We start from the raw sequence: 20,068 nt of genomic DNA, 5'->3' as shown, positions 1-20,068 counted from the left end.
TGTTAAGCACGGCGCCGGTACAACGCCAGCACGAAATCCGTTTCGCACTCAAACTTGCCGCCGTGCGCCAGCCGCTGCTGCACCTCCGGCGTAGCGCGCCAGGCGAACGGTGTCATCTGCAGCAGGTTGGCGGCCTGTGCGCCCGGCAGGACCGTCGTATAGGCCAGCGCCTCTTTACGCTCGCACTCGAAACCGTCGAACTGTTCGTCCTGCTCGGCATGCAGCTGCACCTGCTGGTACACCTGCTCTTTCAGCTGGTACAGATGACGCGGGCCCGGCGAAACCGTCACCACCACGCCGCCCGGCTTCACCACTCGCGCCAGCTCCGCCGCCTTGCAGGGCGCATAGATGCGCAACACCGCATCCAGCGCCGCGTCGGCGAACGGCAGGCGATGGCTGGAGGCGACGCAGAACGAGACCGCGGGATAACGCTTGGCAGCGTAGCGGATCGCCACCTTGGCGACGTCCAGCCCATAAACCGCCATATTGCGCTGCTGCGCCAGCCGTGCGGCCACGGCGGCGGTGTAATACCCTTCCCCACAGCCTATATCCAATAACGCGCCTGCATCGGCCGCCAGCGCCAAATCCAGCCACTCTGCCACCTGCTGTTGCAGCGGCTGATAAAAACCGCCGTCGAGAAACGCGCGCCGCGCCTGCATCATTTCCGCGCTGTCTCCCGGCTGCTTCGATCGCTTGTGCTGTACCGGCAGCAGATTGACGTAGCCTTCTTTGGCTTGATCGAACTGATGATTGCCGTCGCAACGCCAGCGTTGCGATGAAAAATGCAGCGGTTGATGACACAGGGGGCATTGATAGGACATGAATGGGCTTCCAGAAAGACAGGGCGCGGCTAGTCTAAAGAAGGCGTCGGCTCGATGCAAGGCTCATCCCCGCTCGCTGCGGCCGCCAACAACACCTGGTCAAGCGGGGAAAAAGGCTGGCTACACTGTGAGTCTGTTTTCTCACGCAGGTGAAAATAACTTATGAGCGATCGTTCCGCGCTGCTCGATGCGGTGCCCCACATTCAGCACGGCTTCGGCAGCAAACTCGCGCTGCTGCCGGGGCATCTGCTGCCCTACAGCGCCACGCTGCCGGAAAAGAAGCAGGTGCACGGCACCCGTATCGTCGAGGTGCTGCAACCGGCGCAGGCGTGCGGTGAAGCCGACGGCTTCTACACCCGCCAGCCCGGCATTCTGCTCGGCGTGCTGACGGCGGACTGTCTGCCGGTGCTGTTCAGCCGCCGCGACGGCGGCGCCATCGCCGCGGTTCATGCCGGCTGGCGCGGGTTGCTGGACGGCATTCTGGAACAGATGGCAGCGCGCATTCGCCAGGACGGCGACACCGCCGACTGGGTGGTCTCTATCGGCCCCGCCGCCGGCGCGTGCTGCTACGAAGTCGACGAAGCGCTGGTGGAGAATTTTAAACAGCGCCTGCCGCTGCCCGCCACGCTGATCAGCCCGCATTATCGGCACCTGGATCTGGCCGCGATTGCCGAACACAAGCTGGCGGCGCTGGGCTTCGCCGCCGTTGACCGCGCCGGCAGTTGCACCATCTGCACGCCGGACGTCGACCCGCAGCGGCCGCAGCGCTTCAAGTACACCAGCTATCGCCGCAACAGCCATCGGCGCGCGCAGGATCCGACGCATCCGGGGATCAAAGGCCGCAACCAGTATGCCGGCATCATCATCGCCGCCGGATGACGGAAACGAAAAAGCCCGCGCGGAGGCGGGCTTTTTGTACAGCTGACGCTGATTAGATAGCAGTAACGTTTACTGCAGATGGGCCTTTCTGGCCATCTTGGATTTCGAACTCAACGTTCTGGCCTTCAGCCAGGGTTTTGAAGCCGTTACCCTGGATTGCAGAGAAGTGTACGAACACGTCTTTGCTGCCGTCAGCCGGGGTGATGAAACCGAAACCTTTAGACTCGTTGAACCACTTAACTTGACCTTTGATCTTTGCCATCTTGAGTATTTCCTTTGGATTGTTTAAACCGCCCGTGGGCGTTACATAGACAAACTAGAGTCGTTACTGCTTGAGGCACTAAGATAAGGATCGGCAGAGAAGCGGTATTCAACGCTAACGTCTTTACTCAGAACTTCTTTACTGAAAATGCCACACATATACAGAACTGTACCTCGTTTTACCCAGATGCGTTATCACATACTCTGTATGCGATGGCAAGCCATTTTTAATCACTGAACGACATGTCGCACATATTTGAAACGGTCGAGCGCCGCATTTGCTTAAATAGCCCAAAAGATGTTGAAGCATCGGCTATTTTCTGCTTGCCAAAATCACTGCGCCAGACCCCGCATTCTGATAGCGTTTTAACAAAACTTTCATCGTTTTGACGCCTCTCCCTCTCGGCACTTTCGCTTTTTTGCCGCTTATAGCGTTAAAAAATTTGAATCTTTATGGAATGTCATATGCAACATTTGAATATCGATGAACGGGGGCCAATTTATTCAATGCTCCTCCGACCCTTTAGCGCCGGAAAGCGCATTCATCGTCGGTCTTCAACCCTGCCGCCACAGGGTGAGAACCCCATCGCGTCGGAAGGCGCAAGTGAAGCGGGTACCGCGGGCAACGGTTGCATAAGCATGCAACCTCCAGACGCCTCTCCCGCTGGCCGGTTGTTTCATCCTAAATAATCCGAAAGCCACGAGTCTGAATAACCGGAATAATCTTATGAATAGCGAAAGTGTGGCATGGAATTAAATCTTGAAGATCGGGTGGTTATTTGAATCACCACCCGTGCTTATCGATTCTGCTAATTACCGCCACGCTTTCAAACCGTTGATCTTATTCTTTCCCCGGTACCGCAGGGCGAAGAGAGAACGCTTGCTGCGAGTCCTGCAACGCGATGCGCTCGCCAATCTTCAACGGGTGGAATTGATGCTGATCCAGCCCCGCCTCGCTCAGCGCCAGGTTCAACTGCTGCGGCGGCTCGTCGAGCGATTCGTCCGCCAATTCGAATACCCCCCAATGGATGGGAATGGCGCGCGGCTGATTCAGCTCGCGATACAACGTCACCGACTGCTGCGGATCCATATGCTGCTCCTGCATGAACCAGCGCGGCGCATAGGCGCCAATCGGCAGCGCCGCCACGTCGAACGGCCCCAGCCGTTGACCGATCTCCGCCAGCCGTTCCGAATAGCCGCTGTCGCCGGAAAAATAAAACCGCAGCGCCGGATGGTGGATCACCCAGCCGCACCACAACGAGCGATTGCGATCCCACAGCGTGCGCATGCTCCAATGCCGCGCCGGCGTGGCGTAGACCGTCAGTTCGCCCAGCGACAGGCTCTGCCACCAGTCCAGTTCATGCACCTTCAGCCGATAGCGGCGAAACCAGCGCTTCAATCCGAGCGGCACGATAAACTCGGCCTGTGGAAAGCGCCGCGCCAGCTGCCGCACCGTGCGCCTGTCGAGATGATCATAATGATTATGGGAGATCAGCACCGCATCCACCGCCGGCAGTTGCTCCACCGTCAGCGGCGTCGGCGTTCTGCGCTTCGGGCCGTAGAAGCTCAGCGGCGATGCGCGTTCGGACAACACCGGGTCGATCAGGATATAGCGCCCGCCCAGCCGCAGCAGCATTGACGCATGCCCAAGCCACCAAATGCTGTCATCGCCGCCGCTGAGATCTGCGGGTTGCCACCAACGCTCGGTAAATTGCGCGTAGCCCTGCTGCGGCGGCCTGGGCAGCCCCTGCCGCTTGCGTTCATCCTGCCAACGCTGCAGGTCGCCCTCCTGGCGCTGCGAGGGTTCCGGGTTGCGAAATCCCTCCGGCGTGTGATGCGCCTTGGCCGCGTCGTAATAACGGTTGATTCTCTTCATCCTGCCTTTTCTCCCGACCACTGCGCCCTGCACGGGCATGACTTTCAGTGTAACAAACCCGATGAAGCTCGCACTTTGTCAGCCGTGCGCTGCATCTCGGGACCTTTTGCCGTATGCTGTTGTCTCACTCCGGTGAGACAGCCAGGGCCGCCAAGAGCCCGTTAAGACTCTCTTAAGATCTTTGTGATTGACTTGTAGGGCATACAGAAAAGGAGAAGTTATGAGTCGTTCTACATCCCGCAAATCAGGCATCGGCCTGGGGCGCCGTATTCGCAGCGCGCTGCTGGCGCAGAAGCAATACTGGAAAATGTATTTCGCCATGAAGCTGCGCCGTCTGCGCGTACCTGCCCCGCTGGTGGTGCTGGGCGGTTCGCTGCTCGGATTCTTCATGCTGACCCTGCTGATGCTCAGCGTGGTCGCCATCGACGTGATCAGCACCCTGCTGCTGCTGTGTCGGAAACTGCTGGGGCGGGGGCATAGTGAGGGGCGCGCCTTTATGCCGCGCGGCTAACGAGAAAAGAAGCGGAGGCGCGCAATACGCCTCCGCAGCATACCGATTAACGCTTGGTGCCTTTACGGCGCGTCAGCATAAACCCGCACCACAGCACCGCAATCCACACCGGCATCAGCAACACCGAAATGCGGATCCCTTCGCTGAAATACATAATCACCAGAATCAGGCTGAGGAACGCCAGGCACAGGTAGTTGCCGAACGGGTACCACAGCGCCTTAAAGCTGGGAATGACGCCCTGGCGGTTCTTGGCGGCGCGGAATTTCAGGTGCGCCAGGCAGATCATCACCCAGTTGATCACCAACGTTGAAACCACCAGCGCCATCAGCAGCTCAAACGCCTTGCCGGGCATCAGGTAGTTAATCAGCACGCCAATCGAGGTAATCAACGCCGATAGCGCAATGGACAGCACCGGCACGCCGCGCTTGTTAACCCGCGTCAGCGCCTGCGGCGCATTGCCCTGGCTGGCCAGCCCGAACAACATGCGGCTGTTGGCATAAACGCCGCTGTTGTAGACCGACAGCGCGGCGGTCAGCACCACCACGTTGAGCACGGTCGCCACCAGATTGCTGTTCAACGCATGGAAAATCAGCACGAACGGGCTGCCGCCTTCCACCACTTGCCCCCACGGATAGAGCGACAGCAGCACGGTCAGCGAGCCGATATAGAAGATCAGAATGCGGTACACTACCTGATTGGTGGCTTTGGGAATGCTGCGGCGCGGATCGGCGGCTTCCGCCGCGGTGATGCCGACCATTTCCAGGCCGCCGAACGAGAACATGATCACCGCCATCGCCATCACCAGCCCGGAGAAGCCGTGCGGCATAAAGCCGCCCTGCTGCCACAGGTTGGTGATGCTGGCCTGCGGGCCGCCGTTGCCGCTGACCAACAGCCAGGCGCCGAACACGATCATGCCGACAATCGCCACCACTTTGATGATGGCGAACCAGAATTCGGTTTCGCCGTACAGGCGCACGTTCACCAGGTTAATCAGGTTGATCAGCACGAAAAACAGCGCGGCGGAGGCCCAGGTGGGGATCTCCGGCCACCAGTACTGAATGTAGATGCCGACAGCGGTCAGTTCCGCCATGCCGACCAGAATGAACATCGCCCAATAGTTCCAGCCGGAAAGAAAGCCGGCGAAGTCGCCCCAATATTTATAGGCAAAGTGGCTGAACGATCCGGCGACCGGCTCCTCCACCACCATTTCGCCCAGCTGGCGCATGATTAAAAACGCGATAAAACCACCGATGGCGTAACCCAACAGCACGGCGGGGCCGGCCATTTTAATGGTTTGCGCAATGCCGAGAAATAAACCGGTACCGATGGCGCCCCCGAGGGCAATAAGCTGTATATGTCTGTTTTTTAAGCCGCGTTTTAGCGGAGTATCCTGATGCTGACCGCCCATCTTATCCTCATATGGCGTACACCCTTGCCGCTGTCGGCCAAGATTTCACCAATCAATAAATGTATCTGCGGGCGGCTTTTTAACACTTAACCCCGTGAGCATCAAGGAGAAGCGCCCCGAGACGGCGGGCCGGAGCGCGATTTTTTAACCGTGAGAAAGCATGCAACGGTGGCGTTCAGCCAGGCATACCGCACAGTTTGGTCAGGTTGCGCGCGCCGATCATCAGCGTGGCGACATAGGATTGGCGACGCGTGACCACTTCCACCGCCACGCGATCGTTTTGATATTTTATCAGGTAGGTCGAGGGCCAGCCCTGACGGCGCTGGCCGAAGCTTTCGGCATGACGATCGATCGCCGCATGGGCAATCACCAGATGAGACAAGTTTTTATCACCTTTGATAATGCGCTTCATAAACAGCCTCCGCCAACGACAGCTCTGTTATTAGAAAAAGGAGAAACTCTTACCAATCACCGGTATTGTTCGACTCAGTTAGCCTGTCGGCTCATCAGGAAGCAGATCATCGCCGCGCGCAGCGGGCTGGCGCTGTCCGCCTGCCATTCACCGCCCTGGGTGCTCATGCGCGCCTGCCATTGCGGGCTGTCGCTTTGGTTATCGGGGTTCAGACTGATTTTGTTGGCGCAAATGATCGGCCAGGCATCGGAGGGATTCTTGCAGTAATCTTTACCTTTCACACCACCGTAGGGATACCACTTGTCCGGGTTCTCTCCGGTCAGCAGCGCGATGCTGCGGTTCACTTCGGCATCGCTTTCTTCGTACCATTTAATCATCGGCTTCATCCATCTTTCGTAAGGTTCGCGCTACATTACGATGTCTGTACGACAGTTTTATGACAGCGCCGCCGGTTTTCACATTATCTCTACTAATGCTTTGCCCCCTTTATCTTTCCTGAGCGCCTGCGTACACTTTTCTCTCTGTTCTGCGCCCAGGAAACGCATGCATGTTGACCGGCCTCAACCATCTGACGCTTGCCGTCAGCGATCTCGATCGCAGCTTCGATTTTTATCGTCATCTGTTGGGTTTTACCCCGCACGCCCGCTGGCAAGGCGGCGCCTATCTTTCGTTGGGGTCATTGTGGCTATGCCTTTCGCTGGATGAAAGGCGCACGCAACAACGCGAGCGCGATTACACCCATTACGCCTTCAGCGTAGCGCCGGAACACATTGAACAGGCCAGCCAGCGGTTGCGCCAGGCCGGCGTCGAAGAGTGGAAAAGCAATCGCAGCGAAGGCGAATCACTTTATTTTCTCGATCCTGATGGGCATCAATTGGAGATCCATGCCGGCGATTTGGCCAGCCGCCTGGCGGCATGCCGGGAAAAACCTTATCAGGGCATGGTGTTTTACTGAGGCGCCCCGGCGGCAGCGCCAGCCGGAGCATCATGCTCAACGTTCGGGGATAAAACCTTTGAAATCCAGCGCGGGGCTGAGATCGTCGTCGTCAGCAGCAGCGCCGTCAGTGCCAGCGCGGTGCGCCATACGCTTCAACAGCGCCGTTTGCTGACGCTGTTGCTCGGCAATCTCTTGCAGCAGGCGAATCTGCTCGTTGGCGCGCACGCTGGCGCGGTTCACCAGGAACCAAACCCACAGCCCGGCCAGCAACGCCACGGCGGCGAGGGCCAGCGACAACAGGCCGTTCTGGCCAAAACCTAAATCATACATGAAAAACCCTATCTACTGCGACATTCAGGCCGCCATCTTAACACTCGCGGCGGCCGTGCGAACATCCCTGCCGAAAATTGCTTACCAGGGCACGAAGCGGGTCACCGAACAGATGCCCAACGCAAAATTTCCACCATCGTCGCAATAGCTGTCCAGCGCCAGCAGGTAGAAAAACAGGCAGGCAGCGACGGCCGTCATTATCACGAGGATTTTTTTTCGCAACAAATTTAGCAGCCTCATTGTTATCTGGGTAATCTATCGCGCATGTTATCACAGCGAAGTTAAACGAAGTTTAACTTTTCGTTTAGATTTCTGGCTATCGCCCGGTTTTCAGACTGTTACCCTTGCCCTCGCATGCGCGCCGTGGCTAGATGCTCCCTCAGGGACAACGAGGAAATGCGATGAGTAAATTGATTAAGTGGGTACTGGTGTTGGCGGTCATTTACGGCGGCTTTTTGATCTCGGGTTACGGCGTGCTGATCGGCAGCAACAAAAACGTTGGCGGGTTGGGATTGCAGTGCAAATACCTGACGGCGCGTAACGTGGCGATCGCCCAGTACGTGAATGGCGACAACGGTTTCATCGGCGTAGCCGACTGCCCGCTGTTCAAGAAAATCGAAACGGTGGTGGATTAACCGCCACCGCCCGACGCCGCCGCTCTGCGGCGGCCCCGCCTCAGTTGCGGGTAAACTTCATCTCGATCAGCGCAATCGCCTTGTCAATCGCTCGGCGGGTCACCGGATCGGCGCCAGCAGGGTGCGTGGAGAAATCGATGCTTTTGAGCTGACCCGCCATCTTGTCGCGCACTTCGGTCGGCGCAATCACGTCGATAACGTCCAGAATCTGTTTGATGACCAGTTGGCAAGCGACCAGATCGGAAGCCAATTCCTGCTCGTTGCTCAGCATGTCAGACATAATAACTTTCCTTCTTGATTCAAACGCCGCACAGAATAGCATGACGTCCGCGCCATTGCCCGCTCTCCCCGTCTTTTTCCCCTTCTGCGCACCGCCGGGCAAAAGCCCGCGGCGGATTAGCCTATACTTGCAGCATGACGGTGGCAAAAACCACCCCCAAGCCACAACCAACAGGAGAAAGTTATGGCGAATCACAATGTGAAATCCTGGGCGACAGTGCGTGAAACTTCGGTGGAGATCGCCGAAGCCATTTTTGAACTGGCAGGGAACGACGAAGTGTTGGCGCAGAAAATCTGGGAAGAAGGCAGTGACGAAGCGCTGGAGAAGGCCTTTGCCAAAACCACCGCCGACCAGCTTTATTGGGGAGAGGAAACCGTCGAGCGGAAAAACGTTTGAGCGCCTGCGCAACAAAAAGCCCGGGTTTCTGACCCAGGCTTTCCCGATTGGCGTTCGCCCCGCTCAGCGGCGTGCAATATCTCTTGCTCTCACGGTTCTTCACCTCCCACACCTTCCGCGTTTTTCATGCTCATCACCGGCATCGCCATAAAAGCGCCGACGCCCACGATTACAACCAGAGTAATAATCACTGTCATTAACATGCGATCACCCCATCAACGTTGAGTTGTTACGGCTGACTCTGTTTTGGCGGTTACTTGCTGCGGCCTTCTTTGCGTCCCCCACCGAGGCGGTGACCGTCTCAGATTAGCCGTTTTTCCTTTCGGCTGACAAGCGGCGGTTAAGCGGTTTTTCCGAATAATTGCCGCCCGACACCGGCGGCGTTTTTGTCCACGGCGGCAAGTTGTGTATACTTCACCGCTATGTAGGTCTCACACTGACGCACTGATGATACAAGAACACCACCTCTCATTGGTCTGCGCCCTCAGCAAATGGGTCGAAACTCACCTCGGACGAGTGATCCATCTCGAAGAGCTGGCCGAGTACTCCGGCTACTCGCTGTGGCACATGCAGAAGCTGTTCAAAGAAGCGACGGGGATTTCGCTCGGCAAATACATTCGCGAACGCCGTCTGGCCGGCGCGGTCTACCAACTGCGCAGCAGTGAAGCGTCGATCTTCGATATTGCCCTGGACTTTGGCTTCGGTTCACAGTCTCACTTCACGTACATGTTCAGAAAGCGTTTTAATATCACGCCCTATGATTTCCGCCAGGATTTGAGCGTCGATCTGCATATCGATCCGCCGCTGCACGTCATTCACCAAAAATCCGCCTGAAGCCCGCCGCAAACCGGCGGGTTAACGCGCCGCCCATGCCGCCAGTATCGCGATCGCGGCCGGCAGCGCCTGCACCCACAGAATTTTGCGGCTGGCGGTCAGCCCGCCGAACACGCCGGCCGCCAACACGCACCCGAGAAAGAACAGCTGCAGCGCCATATCCCCACGCCAGTAGCTCCATGCCAACCCCACCGCCAGAAAGCCGTTGTACAACCCCTGATTGGCGGCCAACACCCGGGTGGCGGCGGCGAACTCCGCCGTCGTGCCGAATGCGCGCCTGCCGAGTGGCGTACGCCACAGGAACATTTCCAGCACCAGGATATAAAGATGGAGCGCTGCGATGAGCAGCAGCAAAATATCGGCAAAGAACTTCATGAGGATCCCGGTCGTTTATTGAAGATGCCATCAATTATAAACTCCGCCTCTCATCTTCCCACCGGCGGAGATAAAAAAACCCGCCGAGGCGGGTTTATGCAGGAGTCATTTTTTGAGGTTAGTTTAATACGGCGACCAACAATGCCGCGACAGAGGCCCAAAACAGCGCCGTGGCAACCACGACATGGGACAGTCTTGCACGATAGAGTACCTGGCTCATAATGACCTCACTGACATCTGACTAACGGGAGACAACCTTACTTCCTGAGGATTATCCTAAACTTCTTCTCGCTGTCATTATATGCGCCAGATCACTTTTCCGCCGATAAACCTTATATTGTCGTAAAGCTGGAGCCGCGATCACATTAATTGCGCCTTATTAGAGCGAAATAAGCCGAATAATCGCGGCGATTATATCCTAACGCTATCAAACATCGCTCCAGGGCAGGCGTGGCGCGGTCATGCGCTCACCAGAATAACCGCTAACCGCCGGGAAGCGCGGCGCCCCTTGTTCCCAATCATGCTGAGCCCGAGTAATTTCAGCCTTGCTATGGCCAACGAAATTCCACCAGATAAGGATCTCTTCGTTTAATGGCGCCCCACCGATTAATAATCCCCGGCTGCCCTTTTGCGCATTTAACCCAATAGAGTTATTCTTCATGCCCAAATAGGCGAACTCATCAGGTGAAAAAGTTTCACCATTAAGTTCAAATGCACCAATAAGGGGCAAAAAGCCGATTTCATAATCATCGCGCAGCGGCAATTCGATCCTCGCCGCTTCCTGCCATTCCAGATCAATGGCGATTAATGGCGAAAGCGTAAACACCGGTGAACGGTAAGCGCCAAATTCCCCCACCAGCAAACGGTGATTCACGCCGTTATTCTGCCATTGCGGCAAGTCAGGATAATGATCGAAGCGTGGCGCCATGTCGGCATGTTCGGCCGGCAGCGCGATCCATAATTGTGCGGCATGCAATCGCCGTTGCTCACCCACCGACTGTTCGGTATGCGCAATGCCGCGCCCTGCGGTCATCAGATTAACCTGGCCCGGGCGAATCACCTGCTCACTGCCGAGGCTGTCTCGGTGCAGCACCTCCCCCTCTATCATCCAGGTGAACGTTTGCAGCCCGATGTGCGGATGCGGCCCCACATCCATGCCGGGCGAGGTGCCGTTGAATACCGTCGGCCCGGCGTGATCGAGAAAACACCAGGCGCCGACGGTGCGCCGCTCCCGGGTTGGTAACGCGCGGTTGATCGGGATGCCCCCCACTTCTGCGTTACGCACGGCAATACGTTGTATCTGGCGCACGCCGTCAACGACAGGGCATTCGCGTGCAGGTGAAGAGAGCGTAGGACGTGACTGACTCATCGCAAAGACCTCCTGAATGGCGCCGATTCGCCAAGGGTAACCGCCCAAGCTTAACACAGGACAGCTTCCCCACAGAGCGGCGACGCTCCGGCGCAGTTGCGCGGATCAGGACGCTTTGATATAGCAACTCATGATGTCTATATCGTCCTGCGCGTGCCTGAGATCGGAGAAATAGGTCACGCCAAAGAGAATTGATACCACCAGCAGCACGGACACCAACAGGCCGATAATCGCCAGCAGTTTGGTCTCATCATGGAGATTAGGCTCCATTTTATCTCCCCTAGTTAATCGCGTCAGGTCACCCACAGCGTGACCGCCAGCGTAAAGATAATCAGTGAGCAGGACGCCACCGCCAACACGACGATCGCAAATTGCGCATCACCCAAGGTTTCTCGATAGTTTTTATCCGTTGAGGCGTTACGCTGTTGTTTCACTAAATCGGTTTCACTCGTTCAACTGCTGCATTGCTGTTTGACGGGGCAAAACATCCCCTCAGAATAAGGCGCCTACGTTGCCGCCTTGGTCGTTCCGGCTCAACCGGGGGAAGACGCTATCAATTTTCCCCATCAGGGTCAACACCGCGCCTGCCGGCAAGCAAGCGGGTACACAGGGGAAATGTAACCGGCATCAAGATCGCAGGGAAATAAGAGACACCTATTGCAGAGGACAAAAAAAAGCCCGGTACGCAACCGGGCTATGGCAGACCGACGCGTTATTGCGGGATACGCAACACCTGCCCAGGATAAATCTTGTCCGGGCTCGACAGCATCGGCTTGTTGGCTTCGAAAATCTTGTTGTACTGATTGGCGTTGCCGTACATCTCTTTAGAAATGGCGCTCAGCGTATCGCCCTTCTTCACGGTATAGAAGCGGCTCTCGGCGTCGGGTTGCGTCACCGCCACCTTATCCTCCACGCCGCTGATGCCCGCCACGTTGCCGACAGCCACCAGGATCTTCTCTTTTAACTCCTGGCTGACGGCGTCGCCGGTCACTACGGCTTTACCATCGATCACCTGCACATTGACTTTGTCGGTGCCCGGCAAGCCGCTCTTATCGAGATGCTCCTTGAGTTTGGCGCCTTGATCTTCGGCGGAGGCATTGCCGGTGACTGTGTCCCACAGTTTTTCGCCCGCTTCTTTGACGAAGTTAAACAAGCCCATATTCACTCCTTTTGATGGTTTCACTAATGCGTTTAAGTAAGGCTTGTTAAGCTTAGCATCGACAAAAGGATATGCCATCCGCTCACGGCGTCAGAAACGGTTAGAGTATTCCGAAAGTGCAGTCAACGGCGTTTCGGTGGCGATTAATCGCGCAATGATGCTGAAAAATCGCGCTTTTTTACCTACACTGTTGCAGACAGAGCAACTCGACGAAGGAGGCGTGCAACGATGTACGCATTGGTGATGTTTGTCTGTTATCTGGATGGTGGCTGCAGTGAAATGGTGGTCGACATATTGCGCGACGAGCCGCAATGCCTGGTCGCAATGAAGGAACAGAACTTGCGACACGCCGGCTGTTATCCCATGGAAGAGTTTATCGACGGCTTCTGGTTGCCAGCCAGCGAATACTCGGATTTTTAACGCCCTCCCCGCGCGACGCTGAGGAATTTCTGATTTCATCGGAAACTGCGTCTTCCTCCGAGGCATAAGGCCGCTGTTTTGCTAAATTGCGGCTCCCGAAGAAGAAAGAGACAGAGAAAGGTCATGCCAGCATCGGCTCACTCCAACGAGCAATATGAAACTCTGCTGCACGACGTCAGCCTGGCGTTAGGCGACGCAGTGTTGCAGTTAATCCAAAACCATAAAAAGGTCTCCGGCGGCAATATTCTTTCACAGCTGGTGAACGAAATAGAGCGTGAGCAGGATCAGCAACGTTTCGCCGCGCTGCGTTCCGCCATTGAGCTGGTCGGGCTGGCGCCCAAAGGCTGAGATCCCGATAAAACGAAGGCCGGGCTTGCGCCCCGCCTGAGGTTAATGACAAGCCTGATGACATTGCCAGGTTTACCGAAAACAGCATTTAAAATAAGGGAAATCAATTCATTGATTTTCGGTTGCTCACCACAAAGAAGGAGAAACCACGCTTTTTCCGCCTTTGTCAACGAGCTAAGGCGGGGCTTGCGCCCCGCCTGATTACCAATCCCGACACAGGATGAAGGTAAGGGAATTGCAGATTAGAAGCGATACGTCAGGCTGACGGCAACGATATCATCGTTGGCCAGTTTCAGTTTGTTATCGTCGCTCAACTGGTTGATTTGGTAATCAACGTAGGTGTACATATTTTTGTTGAAGTAGTAAGTCGCCCCCACTTCCACGTACTTCACCAGGTCGGCATCACCGATCCCTTCGATATCCTTGCCTTTGGACTGCACGTAAGCCACGGAAGGACGCAGACCGTTCTCGAATTGATACTGGGCCACAACTTCGAAGTTTTGCGTTTTATTGGCGAAACCGGAAGTGCCGTTGACGCTGATCGGCGTCATGTTGCGGGTTTCGGCATACATCGCAGCCAGGTAAACCTGGTTGGCATCGTATTTCACCGCAGTGGTCCATGCGGTGGCGCTGTCGCCTTTACCGTACTGCAGCGCTTTTTGAGCGCTGGTGCGGTTGGAGTCGGAGAACGCCGCCGCTACGCCGATGCCGGAACCGCCGATGTCCTGATAGTCCAGAGACAGGCCGTAACCGTCGCCGTTTTGCTTGGTCACGCTGCGTCCGTCGCCATCGTTTTTACCCTGGTACTGCACCGCCAGATTCAGGCCGTCCACCAAACCGAAGAAATCACGGTTGCGGTAGGTGGCCAAACCGTTGGAACGGGCGGTCATAAAGTTATCGGTATAGCTGTAGGAGTCGCCGCCGAACTCCGGCAGCATGTCGGTGTAAGCCTCGGCGTCATAGACCACACCATAGTTGCGGCCGTAGTCGAAAGAACCGTAGTTGCCGAATTTCAGCCCCGCGAAGCCCAGACGCGTTTTGGTGCCGGTAGTGCCCTGCGCTTCGTCATGATTGGCCTGGACGTTGTATTCCCACTGGCCGTACCCGGTCAACTGATCATTGATTTGCGTTTCGCCTTTGAAGCCCAGGCGAACATAGGTCATATCACCGTCGTTGGATTTACTGTCGCTGAAATAATGCTTGGCGTTAACACGGCCGTACAGGTCGAGTTTATTGCCATCCTTATTGTAGATTTCAGCCGCGTTGGCGAAGGAGGTGATCGCCCCGAGGGCGACAGCTAAGGCTAATACACTGCGTTTCATCATTTATTTTCCTAGATATTATAATTAGAACCCTGCCCGTCACGCCCATTTATAATTTGGGCTGTGATTTTATCTTTTGGTATTTTATGAGCACCCCTAATACGGGGGTGATGTGACATTAGCATCATGAATCAAAACTTAAAATCAAAAAGTTCATGAAACAACGAGGAGAAAGCATGTTTATTTGTAACCAAACATTACAAACCAAGCACCGCACAACTCATTGAATATATGAATATTTTGCCACATAAGTTATAACCAAAATGGTGCAGCGCACTAATATGGTGCATTTAGGTTTCGTTTTGCGTGCTTTCTGCGCGATTCAAAGGTAACAACAAAATTAGCATGGTTATTAAAAACGTTACTTATTTCACATTTTTGTCTTAACATATTCACCAGGCAATTAAGACTTTCAGCTAATCATCTGACACCGCCTTTTATTCATTCACATAAGGGAATCTCTTCGGAACGAATAAAATTCGCCTTACGGCAATTAAAATAGCGGGAAATAGCAGACTAAAATAATGAAGGGAATAACGGCGGCGCGCTGAGGGCGCCGCCGTGGATAAATCAATACAGCGTAGAACGGGAAACTTCGCTCAACAACATACCGGCACGCAGGCCCAACGCCACACCGGGGTTAGGGAACAGTATCCACGCCCCCTCCTGGCCCACGCGATACTCCTCCTGCGGCTGCTCGCACAGCAACATCCCCGGTTTCAGCTCGGTGAAGTTGGCCGTGTCATCCTCCAGGTGCAGCTTGAAATCTTCGCTGTGCTTGATCAACGAGTGCATCACACGGAAAACCCGAATCTCGGCGCCCGCACGCACCGGCGACGGCCCTTCGCTGACCGCCGCCCGCAGCGCGCGATCGATGGCGGCGAACTGCTGCAGATCGTTACTGCCGAACGGCCGCGCCTTGCCCAACTCGAGCGTACAGCTCGCCGCATTGAGATGTTCGCTGGAGTAGTGGCTAAAGGTACCGCCCGGCGCGCTGTGCACCACCAGCGCATCCAGATCGGCGGCATCCAGCAGCTGCAACATCGGCTCGCTGTACGGGCGTTTCTGGAAGGGCAGAATGCCGAAGCGCGGCAAACGCGATTCACGGATGGCGGTGTGCAAATCGTAGTGGAAACGCGCCGCCTGCTCGCCATCGAAAAAGGCGGCGAGCGCACGCTCCAACTGCTGCGCACGCACGGTTTCGCCGCTGGCGGCGAAGTTGCGGTAGCGGCCGCCGAACATGCGGTTCATATCGCTGTGCAGATAACGCTTGCCGGCCCGCATCGCCGCCGGGTTACCCAGCACCACCAACAGCCGCACCTTCAGCGGCAACCGGCCGGCCAGCAGATCGCCGACCAACTGATTGAGCAGTTCAATCGGCGCTGTTTCGTTGCCGTGCACGCCCGCCGACATCACCATCGCCTGGCGGTAAGGCTGCCGCGGCGTGAGCTCCAGCACCCCTTCCCCCTGCCAGCGCCAGCGCAGCTGTGGTGTTTCACCCTGCCATTCGACGGGTTCGTTCCCTTCCAGCGTCAGGGGCAGTAGATCGATCATGCCGCCTCCCTTAGCGTTGGAATGGATAGATGGAACCGAGGCCGAGGATCGACGTCAGCGCATCCAGCGCCTCGCGCCCTTCGCGCAGCAGCAGCGGATCGGCCAGGTCATCCTGCGTCAGGCGATCGCGGTAATGACGATCCACCCATTCGTTCAGCGTCGCAAACAGCCGCTCGTTCATCATCACGCGCGGATTGACCGCTCTCAACTCTTGTTCGTTGAGCGCCACCCGCAACCGCAGGCAGGCCGGGCCGCCGCCGTTGCGCATGCTTTCGCGCAGGTCGAACACGCGGATTTCATCGATCGGGCCGCCGCTGCCGACCATGTCGTTCAGATAACGCCACACGCCGGCGTGCTGACGCGACTCTTCCGGCACCACGATCATCATCCTGCCGTTCGGTTTGGTAAGAATTTGGCTATTGAACAGGTAGGTCGCCACCGCGTCCGCCACCGAAACGCGCTCGGTCGGCACTTCGATCGCCACCAGCTCGCTGTCCAGCGACGCCATCTTGCGGCGCACTTCATCCAGCGCCTGCTGCTGGCGGTGAAACGCCTGCTGGTGGTGGAAAAGTACGTTTTGGTTGCTGACCGCAATCACGTCGTTATGGAACACGCCCTGATCGATCACCGCCGGGTTTTGCTGCACAAAGACCGTATGCTGCTCGTCCAACTGGTGCAGGCGAGCGATCGCCTCACCGGCTTCGCGCGTCTGGCGCGCCGGATAACGCGCCGGCGCCGTTTCGCCGCCGAACTCCTGCCGACCGTAGACGAACACCTGCACGCTGCGCTTGGCGTAGTCGCCGCCCAAACGGTTGTGGTTGGCGGCCCCTTCGTCGCCGAACAACGCCACCTGCGGCAGCGCCTCATGGTGGGCGAAATGCCGATCGTCGCTGAACATCGCCCGCAATACGGCGGTGGTGGTTTCCGCTTCGATGGCGCGGTGGAATTTGTTGTTCAGGTTGGCGGCGGTGAAATGCACCTTGCCGTCGGCGCTGTCCGCCGAAGGCGACACGGTGGCCGCATTGGCGGTCCACATGCAAGATGCCGAGCTGAGCGCCGACAGCAGGCGCGGCGACTGGCGCATCGCCTGCGCCAGCACCGCCTCATCGCTGCCGCTGAAACCCAGGCGCCGCAGCATCGGCACATGCGGCCGCTCCTGCGGCGGCAATACCCCTTGCTGGAAACCGAGATCGGCCAGCGCCTTCATTTTCAGCAAACCTTGTTTCGCCGCCAGCTTTGGGTTAGATACGCTGTTTTGGTGCTGCGTCGAGGCCTCATTGCCGAACGACAGCCCGGCATAGTGGTGCGTCGGCCCCACCAAACCGTCGAAATTGACTTCATATCCTGACATGGCTATCCCCTGGGGATGGTCTGCGGCGGCGCCATCGCGCCGCCGCAGACGATTAACGGAACGACAAGCCCGGCGAGAGCGTCGCCGGCAGCGACAGGCTTTCGCTTTCCAGCGAAGCCATCGGCCAGGCGCAATAGTCCGCCGCATAGAAGGCGCTTGGGCGATGGTTGCCGGAGGCCCCCACGCCACCGAACGGCGCCGCGCTGGACGCCCCGGTCAGCGGCTTGTTCCAGTTGACGATGCCGGCGCGCGCTTCCAGCAGCAAGCGCTCGAACAACTCGCGCTGCGGCGATACCAGCCCCACCGACAGGCCGTAGCGCGTCCGGTTGGCGAGCTGTAGCGCTTCGTCGAAATCGCGGTAACGCACGATGGTGGTCAAGGGGCCGAAATACTCTTCGTCCGGTACGCCGTCCACGCCGGTCAGATCGACGATGCCCGGGCTGAGCAGCGAACTGCCCGGTTCCAGCAGGCGCATGCTCAGCAGCGATTTGCCGCCCAGCGCCAGCAAGCGCTGCTGCGCGTTCAGCATGTTTTCCGCCGCGGCTGCCGACACCACCCCGCCCATGAACGGCTGCGGTTCGGCATCCCAGCGGCCGACGCGCAGTTCGCCCGCCACCTGGACCAAACGTTCGATAAAGGCGTCGCCTTCCGCCCCCTGCTTCACCAGAATACGGCGTGAACAGGTGCAGCGTTGGCCGGCGGAGATAAACGCCGATTGGATAGCCAGGTTGACCGCCGCATCGCGATCGTCAAAACCGTCGACGATCAGCGCGTTGTTGCCGCCCATCTCCAACGCCAGGATCTTCTCCGGCTGCCCCGCCAATTGGCGATGCAGGTGATAGCCGGTGCCGGCGCTGCCGGTGAACAGCAGGCCGTCGATATCCGCACTGGCCGCCAGCGCTTCGCCGGTCTCGCGGCCGCCTTGCACCAGGTTGATCACCCCGTCCGGCAGGCCGGCCTGCAGCCACAGCTTCAGGGTCTCCTCGGCGGTCAGCGGCGTCAGCTCGCTCGGTTTGAATACCACGCAGTTGCCGGCCAACAGCGCCGGCACGATATGGCCGTTCGGCAGATGGCCGGGGAAGTTGTAAGGCCCGAACACCGCCAGCACGCCGTGCGGACGATGGCGCAGCACCGAAGCGCCGTCGGCCATCGCCGTCTGGCTAAAGCCGGTGCGCGTCTGATAGGCCTGCAGCGAAATGCCCACCTTGCCGATCATCGCCTGAATTTCGGTCAGCGTTTCCCAGCGCGGTTTGCCGGTCTCGCGGCTGATGGTTTCCGCCAGCGACTGCTTGTGTTCTTCCAGCAAGGCGGCAAAGCGTTTTACCAGCTGTTCGCGCTGCTCGAACGGCGTACGCGCCCAGGCCGGGAACGCGGCGCGCGCGGCCTCGCAGGCGGCGGCGACGTCGTCGGTATCGGCGGCGTTGGCGCGCCACAGCGGCTGGTTGCCGACCGGATCGGCCTTGCCGAACTCGGCGCCGCGGCCCTGCCGCCAGACGCCGTTAATCAACAGTGCAGGATGAGACATCATGCTTTCTCCTGTGCAATAAGGGGGAGCACCCGCACCGGGCTGCCCTGTTCGACGCCCAGCGCCGCGGCGGTGGCGGCGTTGATATGCAGGCGGTCGTCATACAGTTCGGCATTGACCAACAGTGCGCGGTAGTGCTGATAGTTGTCGTTGGCCACCAGATGCACCGGCGCATCGGCGCGCATCGGCGTGTCATCCAGCACCACTTTCACCAGGCGGCTCTGCTTCACCGCACGGATGTGGTCGATCTCGGCTTCCAGCGTCGGGCCGCCGTCGAAGATATCGACGTAGCCCTGATAGCTCAGGCCTTCCGCCTCCAGCAATCGGCGCGCCGGCAGGGTTTGCGGATGCACTTCGCCGATCACTTTCTGCGCGTCTTCGGCCAGGAAATCGACATACAACGGGTGTTTCGGCATCAGTTCGGCGATAAACGCCTTTTGCCCGGTGCCGCTCAGGTAGTCCGCCTTGGCGAACTCGATGGAGAAGAAATGGCGCCCGACGCTCTCCCAGAACGGCGATCGGCCGTTTTCATCGGAGAAACCGCGCATCTCGGCGATCAGGCGCCGGGAGAAACGTTCGCGGAACGCGGCAATAAACAGGAAACGCACCTTCGACAGCAGCTTGCCGTTCTCGCCGTGACGATAATCCGGATCGAGGAACAGCGTGCACAGCTCCGAATGGCCGGTATGATCGTTGCTGAGGAACAGCGTCGGCACCGATTTATAGACGTTCAGCTGTTTGGAAGCGTGCACCTGCGTGCCGACGCGGAAGCTGTACCAGGGTTCCGCCAGGCCGACGGCCACTTCGATCGCGCAGACCCCGACCACCTGACGGCGCTCGCTGTCTTCCAACACGAACAAATAACACTGGTCACTTTGCGGAAGTTCGCCTTGCCAGGTTTTTAACGCCCGCTCAATGCGTGCCGACAGGGTATCTTCATTTTGCGGCAGTGAAGTGAGACCGATGCCGGATTTACCGGCCAGCGTCAATAAATCCGCCAGATCGCGACGCTCTATAGGGCGAATAATCATCATAATGCGAACCTCTTCTGAATCAGGCTGCGCC

General features: G+C 57.7%; 28 protein-coding genes. 8 read left to right on the top strand and 20 right to left on the bottom strand.

The window, feature by feature from the left end; translation table 11 throughout:
- Positions 1–2: 2 nt before the first annotated feature.
- On the bottom strand, positions 3–821 hold the full coding sequence (gene rlmA, locus ABTW55_RS19860; protein ID WP_060421406.1) for a 23S rRNA (guanine(745)-N(1))-methyltransferase: 819 nt from the start codon (positions 819–821) through the stop codon (positions 3–5).
- A 162-nt stretch (positions 822–983) separates the two neighbouring features.
- On the opposite strand from rlmA, the gene pgeF reads away from it, so the two are divergent.
- Positions 984–1,700 carry a peptidoglycan editing factor PgeF gene (gene pgeF / locus ABTW55_RS19855; RefSeq protein WP_033634893.1) on the top strand — a complete coding sequence of 239 codons (717 nt, stop codon included), beginning with the start codon at positions 984–986 and terminating at the stop codon, positions 1,698–1,700.
- A gap of 52 nt (positions 1,701–1,752) precedes the next feature.
- On the opposite strand, the gene cspE is transcribed toward pgeF, so the two are convergent.
- The 3 genes from cspE to ABTW55_RS19840 form a co-directional block, all read right to left on the bottom strand.
- Complete coding sequence (gene cspE, locus ABTW55_RS19850; protein ID WP_002221949.1) at positions 1,753–1,962, bottom strand: transcription antiterminator/RNA stability regulator CspE; 210 nt, start codon at positions 1,960–1,962, stop codon at positions 1,753–1,755.
- 41 nt (positions 1,963–2,003) lie between these two features.
- Positions 2,004–2,120, bottom strand: a complete 117-nt coding sequence (locus ABTW55_RS19845; protein ID WP_002211058.1) for a DUF2627 domain-containing protein — start codon at positions 2,118–2,120, stop codon at positions 2,004–2,006.
- A 682-nt stretch (positions 2,121–2,802) separates the two neighbouring features.
- Positions 2,803–3,837 carry an MBL fold metallo-hydrolase gene (locus ABTW55_RS19840; protein WP_060421409.1) on the bottom strand — a complete coding sequence of 345 codons (1,035 nt, stop codon included), beginning with the start codon at positions 3,835–3,837 and terminating at the stop codon, positions 2,803–2,805.
- 220 nt (positions 3,838–4,057) lie between these two features.
- On the opposite strand from ABTW55_RS19840, the gene ABTW55_RS19835 reads away from it, so the two are divergent.
- Entirely contained in the window at positions 4,058–4,348 is a 291-nt protein-coding gene (locus ABTW55_RS19835) for a hypothetical protein (RefSeq protein WP_033647690.1), read from the top strand.
- Between the two features lie 46 nt (positions 4,349–4,394).
- On the opposite strand, the gene ABTW55_RS19830 is transcribed toward ABTW55_RS19835, so the two are convergent.
- The 3 genes from ABTW55_RS19830 to ABTW55_RS19820 form a co-directional block, all read right to left on the bottom strand.
- Complete coding sequence (locus ABTW55_RS19830) at positions 4,395–5,756, bottom strand: amino acid permease (RefSeq protein WP_060421412.1); 1,362 nt, start codon at positions 5,754–5,756, stop codon at positions 4,395–4,397.
- 175 nt (positions 5,757–5,931) lie between these two features.
- Positions 5,932–6,168, bottom strand: a complete 237-nt coding sequence (locus tag ABTW55_RS19825) for a DUF4060 family protein (protein WP_025303167.1) — start codon at positions 6,166–6,168, stop codon at positions 5,932–5,934.
- 74 nt (positions 6,169–6,242) lie between these two features.
- Positions 6,243–6,545, bottom strand: a complete 303-nt coding sequence (locus ABTW55_RS19820) for a phage protein NinX family protein (protein ID WP_004927682.1) — start codon at positions 6,543–6,545, stop codon at positions 6,243–6,245.
- Positions 6,546–6,715: 170 nt separating this feature from the next.
- Here ABTW55_RS19820 and fos point away from each other — a divergent pair, with 170 nt between their 5' ends.
- Complete coding sequence (gene fos, locus ABTW55_RS19815) at positions 6,716–7,123, top strand: fosfomycin resistance glutathione transferase (protein WP_060421415.1); 408 nt, start codon at positions 6,716–6,718, stop codon at positions 7,121–7,123.
- Positions 7,124–7,159: 36 nt separating this feature from the next.
- On the opposite strand, the gene ABTW55_RS19810 is transcribed toward fos, so the two are convergent.
- Complete coding sequence (locus ABTW55_RS19810; protein ID WP_033647694.1) at positions 7,160–7,435, bottom strand: YebO family protein; 276 nt, start codon at positions 7,433–7,435, stop codon at positions 7,160–7,162.
- 81 nt (positions 7,436–7,516) lie between these two features.
- Positions 7,517–7,675 (bottom strand): PhoP/PhoQ regulator MgrB, encoded by a 159-nt coding sequence (locus ABTW55_RS19805; protein WP_004927688.1) that lies wholly within the window; start codon positions 7,673–7,675, stop codon positions 7,517–7,519.
- A gap of 161 nt (positions 7,676–7,836) precedes the next feature.
- Here ABTW55_RS19805 and ABTW55_RS19800 point away from each other — a divergent pair, with 161 nt between their 5' ends.
- The gene (locus tag ABTW55_RS19800) at positions 7,837–8,070 is read left to right on the top strand and encodes a YobH family protein (protein ID WP_004927690.1); all 234 of its coding nucleotides are present in this window, start codon (positions 7,837–7,839) and stop codon (positions 8,068–8,070) included.
- 40 nt (positions 8,071–8,110) lie between these two features.
- Here the strand turns inward: ABTW55_RS19800 and ABTW55_RS19795 are convergent, their stop codons facing one another.
- The gene (locus ABTW55_RS19795; protein ID WP_004927692.1) at positions 8,111–8,350 is read right to left on the bottom strand and encodes a DUF2766 family protein; all 240 of its coding nucleotides are present in this window, start codon (positions 8,348–8,350) and stop codon (positions 8,111–8,113) included.
- 183 nt (positions 8,351–8,533) lie between these two features.
- On the opposite strand from ABTW55_RS19795, the gene ABTW55_RS19790 reads away from it, so the two are divergent.
- Positions 8,534–8,746 (top strand): YccJ family protein, encoded by a 213-nt coding sequence (locus ABTW55_RS19790; protein ID WP_004927694.1) that lies wholly within the window; start codon positions 8,534–8,536, stop codon positions 8,744–8,746.
- A 447-nt stretch (positions 8,747–9,193) separates the two neighbouring features.
- A complete protein-coding gene (locus tag ABTW55_RS19785) occupies positions 9,194–9,580 on the top strand; it encodes a helix-turn-helix domain-containing protein (RefSeq protein WP_004927697.1) in 387 nt (128 codons plus the stop codon).
- Positions 9,581–9,601: 21 nt separating this feature from the next.
- Here ABTW55_RS19785 and ABTW55_RS19780 read toward each other — a convergent pair whose 3' ends face one another.
- The 5 genes from ABTW55_RS19780 to lysM form a co-directional block, all read right to left on the bottom strand.
- Entirely contained in the window at positions 9,602–9,955 is a 354-nt protein-coding gene (locus tag ABTW55_RS19780) for a DUF1304 domain-containing protein (RefSeq protein WP_033634900.1), read from the bottom strand.
- 427 nt (positions 9,956–10,382) lie between these two features.
- Positions 10,383–11,324 carry a pirin family protein gene (locus ABTW55_RS19775; protein WP_033634901.1) on the bottom strand — a complete coding sequence of 314 codons (942 nt, stop codon included), beginning with the start codon at positions 11,322–11,324 and terminating at the stop codon, positions 10,383–10,385.
- 105 nt (positions 11,325–11,429) lie between these two features.
- Positions 11,430–11,594, bottom strand: coding sequence for a hypothetical protein (locus ABTW55_RS19770; protein WP_162846224.1), 165 nt, complete (start codon positions 11,592–11,594; stop codon positions 11,430–11,432).
- A gap of 23 nt (positions 11,595–11,617) precedes the next feature.
- A complete protein-coding gene (locus ABTW55_RS19765; RefSeq protein ID WP_162846225.1) occupies positions 11,618–11,758 on the bottom strand; it encodes a hypothetical protein in 141 nt (46 codons plus the stop codon).
- Between the two features lie 278 nt (positions 11,759–12,036).
- Entirely contained in the window at positions 12,037–12,483 is a 447-nt protein-coding gene (gene lysM, locus ABTW55_RS19760) for a peptidoglycan-binding protein LysM (protein WP_033634902.1), read from the bottom strand.
- Positions 12,484–12,711: 228 nt separating this feature from the next.
- Here lysM and ABTW55_RS19755 point away from each other — a divergent pair, with 228 nt between their 5' ends.
- Together ABTW55_RS19755 and ABTW55_RS19750 are read left to right on the top strand one after the other, a co-directional pair.
- The gene (locus ABTW55_RS19755; RefSeq protein ID WP_004934567.1) at positions 12,712–12,903 is read left to right on the top strand and encodes a YebW family protein; all 192 of its coding nucleotides are present in this window, start codon (positions 12,712–12,714) and stop codon (positions 12,901–12,903) included.
- 123 nt (positions 12,904–13,026) lie between these two features.
- The gene (locus tag ABTW55_RS19750) at positions 13,027–13,251 is read left to right on the top strand and encodes a biofilm development regulator YmgB/AriR family protein (protein WP_033634903.1); all 225 of its coding nucleotides are present in this window, start codon (positions 13,027–13,029) and stop codon (positions 13,249–13,251) included.
- 242 nt (positions 13,252–13,493) lie between these two features.
- Here the strand turns inward: ABTW55_RS19750 and ompC are convergent, their stop codons facing one another.
- The 5 genes from ompC to astA form a co-directional block, all read right to left on the bottom strand.
- Complete coding sequence (ompC, locus tag ABTW55_RS19745) at positions 13,494–14,576, bottom strand: porin OmpC (protein ID WP_033634904.1); 1,083 nt, start codon at positions 14,574–14,576, stop codon at positions 13,494–13,496.
- A 567-nt stretch (positions 14,577–15,143) separates the two neighbouring features.
- A complete protein-coding gene (astE, locus tag ABTW55_RS19740; protein ID WP_060421418.1) occupies positions 15,144–16,127 on the bottom strand; it encodes a succinylglutamate desuccinylase in 984 nt (327 codons plus the stop codon).
- A 10-nt stretch (positions 16,128–16,137) separates the two neighbouring features.
- Positions 16,138–17,478, bottom strand: coding sequence for an N-succinylarginine dihydrolase (astB, locus tag ABTW55_RS19735; RefSeq protein ID WP_060421421.1), 1,341 nt, complete (start codon positions 17,476–17,478; stop codon positions 16,138–16,140).
- Positions 17,479–17,530: 52 nt separating this feature from the next.
- Complete coding sequence (astD, locus tag ABTW55_RS19730) at positions 17,531–19,003, bottom strand: succinylglutamate-semialdehyde dehydrogenase (protein ID WP_060422326.1); 1,473 nt, start codon at positions 19,001–19,003, stop codon at positions 17,531–17,533.
- On the bottom strand, positions 19,003–20,037 hold the full coding sequence (gene astA / locus ABTW55_RS19725; protein WP_060421424.1) for an arginine N-succinyltransferase: 1,035 nt from the start codon (positions 20,035–20,037) through the stop codon (positions 19,003–19,005). Before astA ends, astD begins: the two co-directional genes overlap by 1 nt.
- Positions 20,038–20,068: the final 31 nt, after the last annotated feature.

This window comes from Serratia sp. SM04 (assembly GCF_040280225.1).
GTDB classification, from domain to species: domain Bacteria; phylum Pseudomonadota; class Gammaproteobacteria; order Enterobacterales; family Enterobacteriaceae; genus Serratia; species Serratia sarumanii.
Note: the sequence above shows the minus strand (reverse complement) of the source record. Positions and strands in the feature narration are given on the sequence as shown.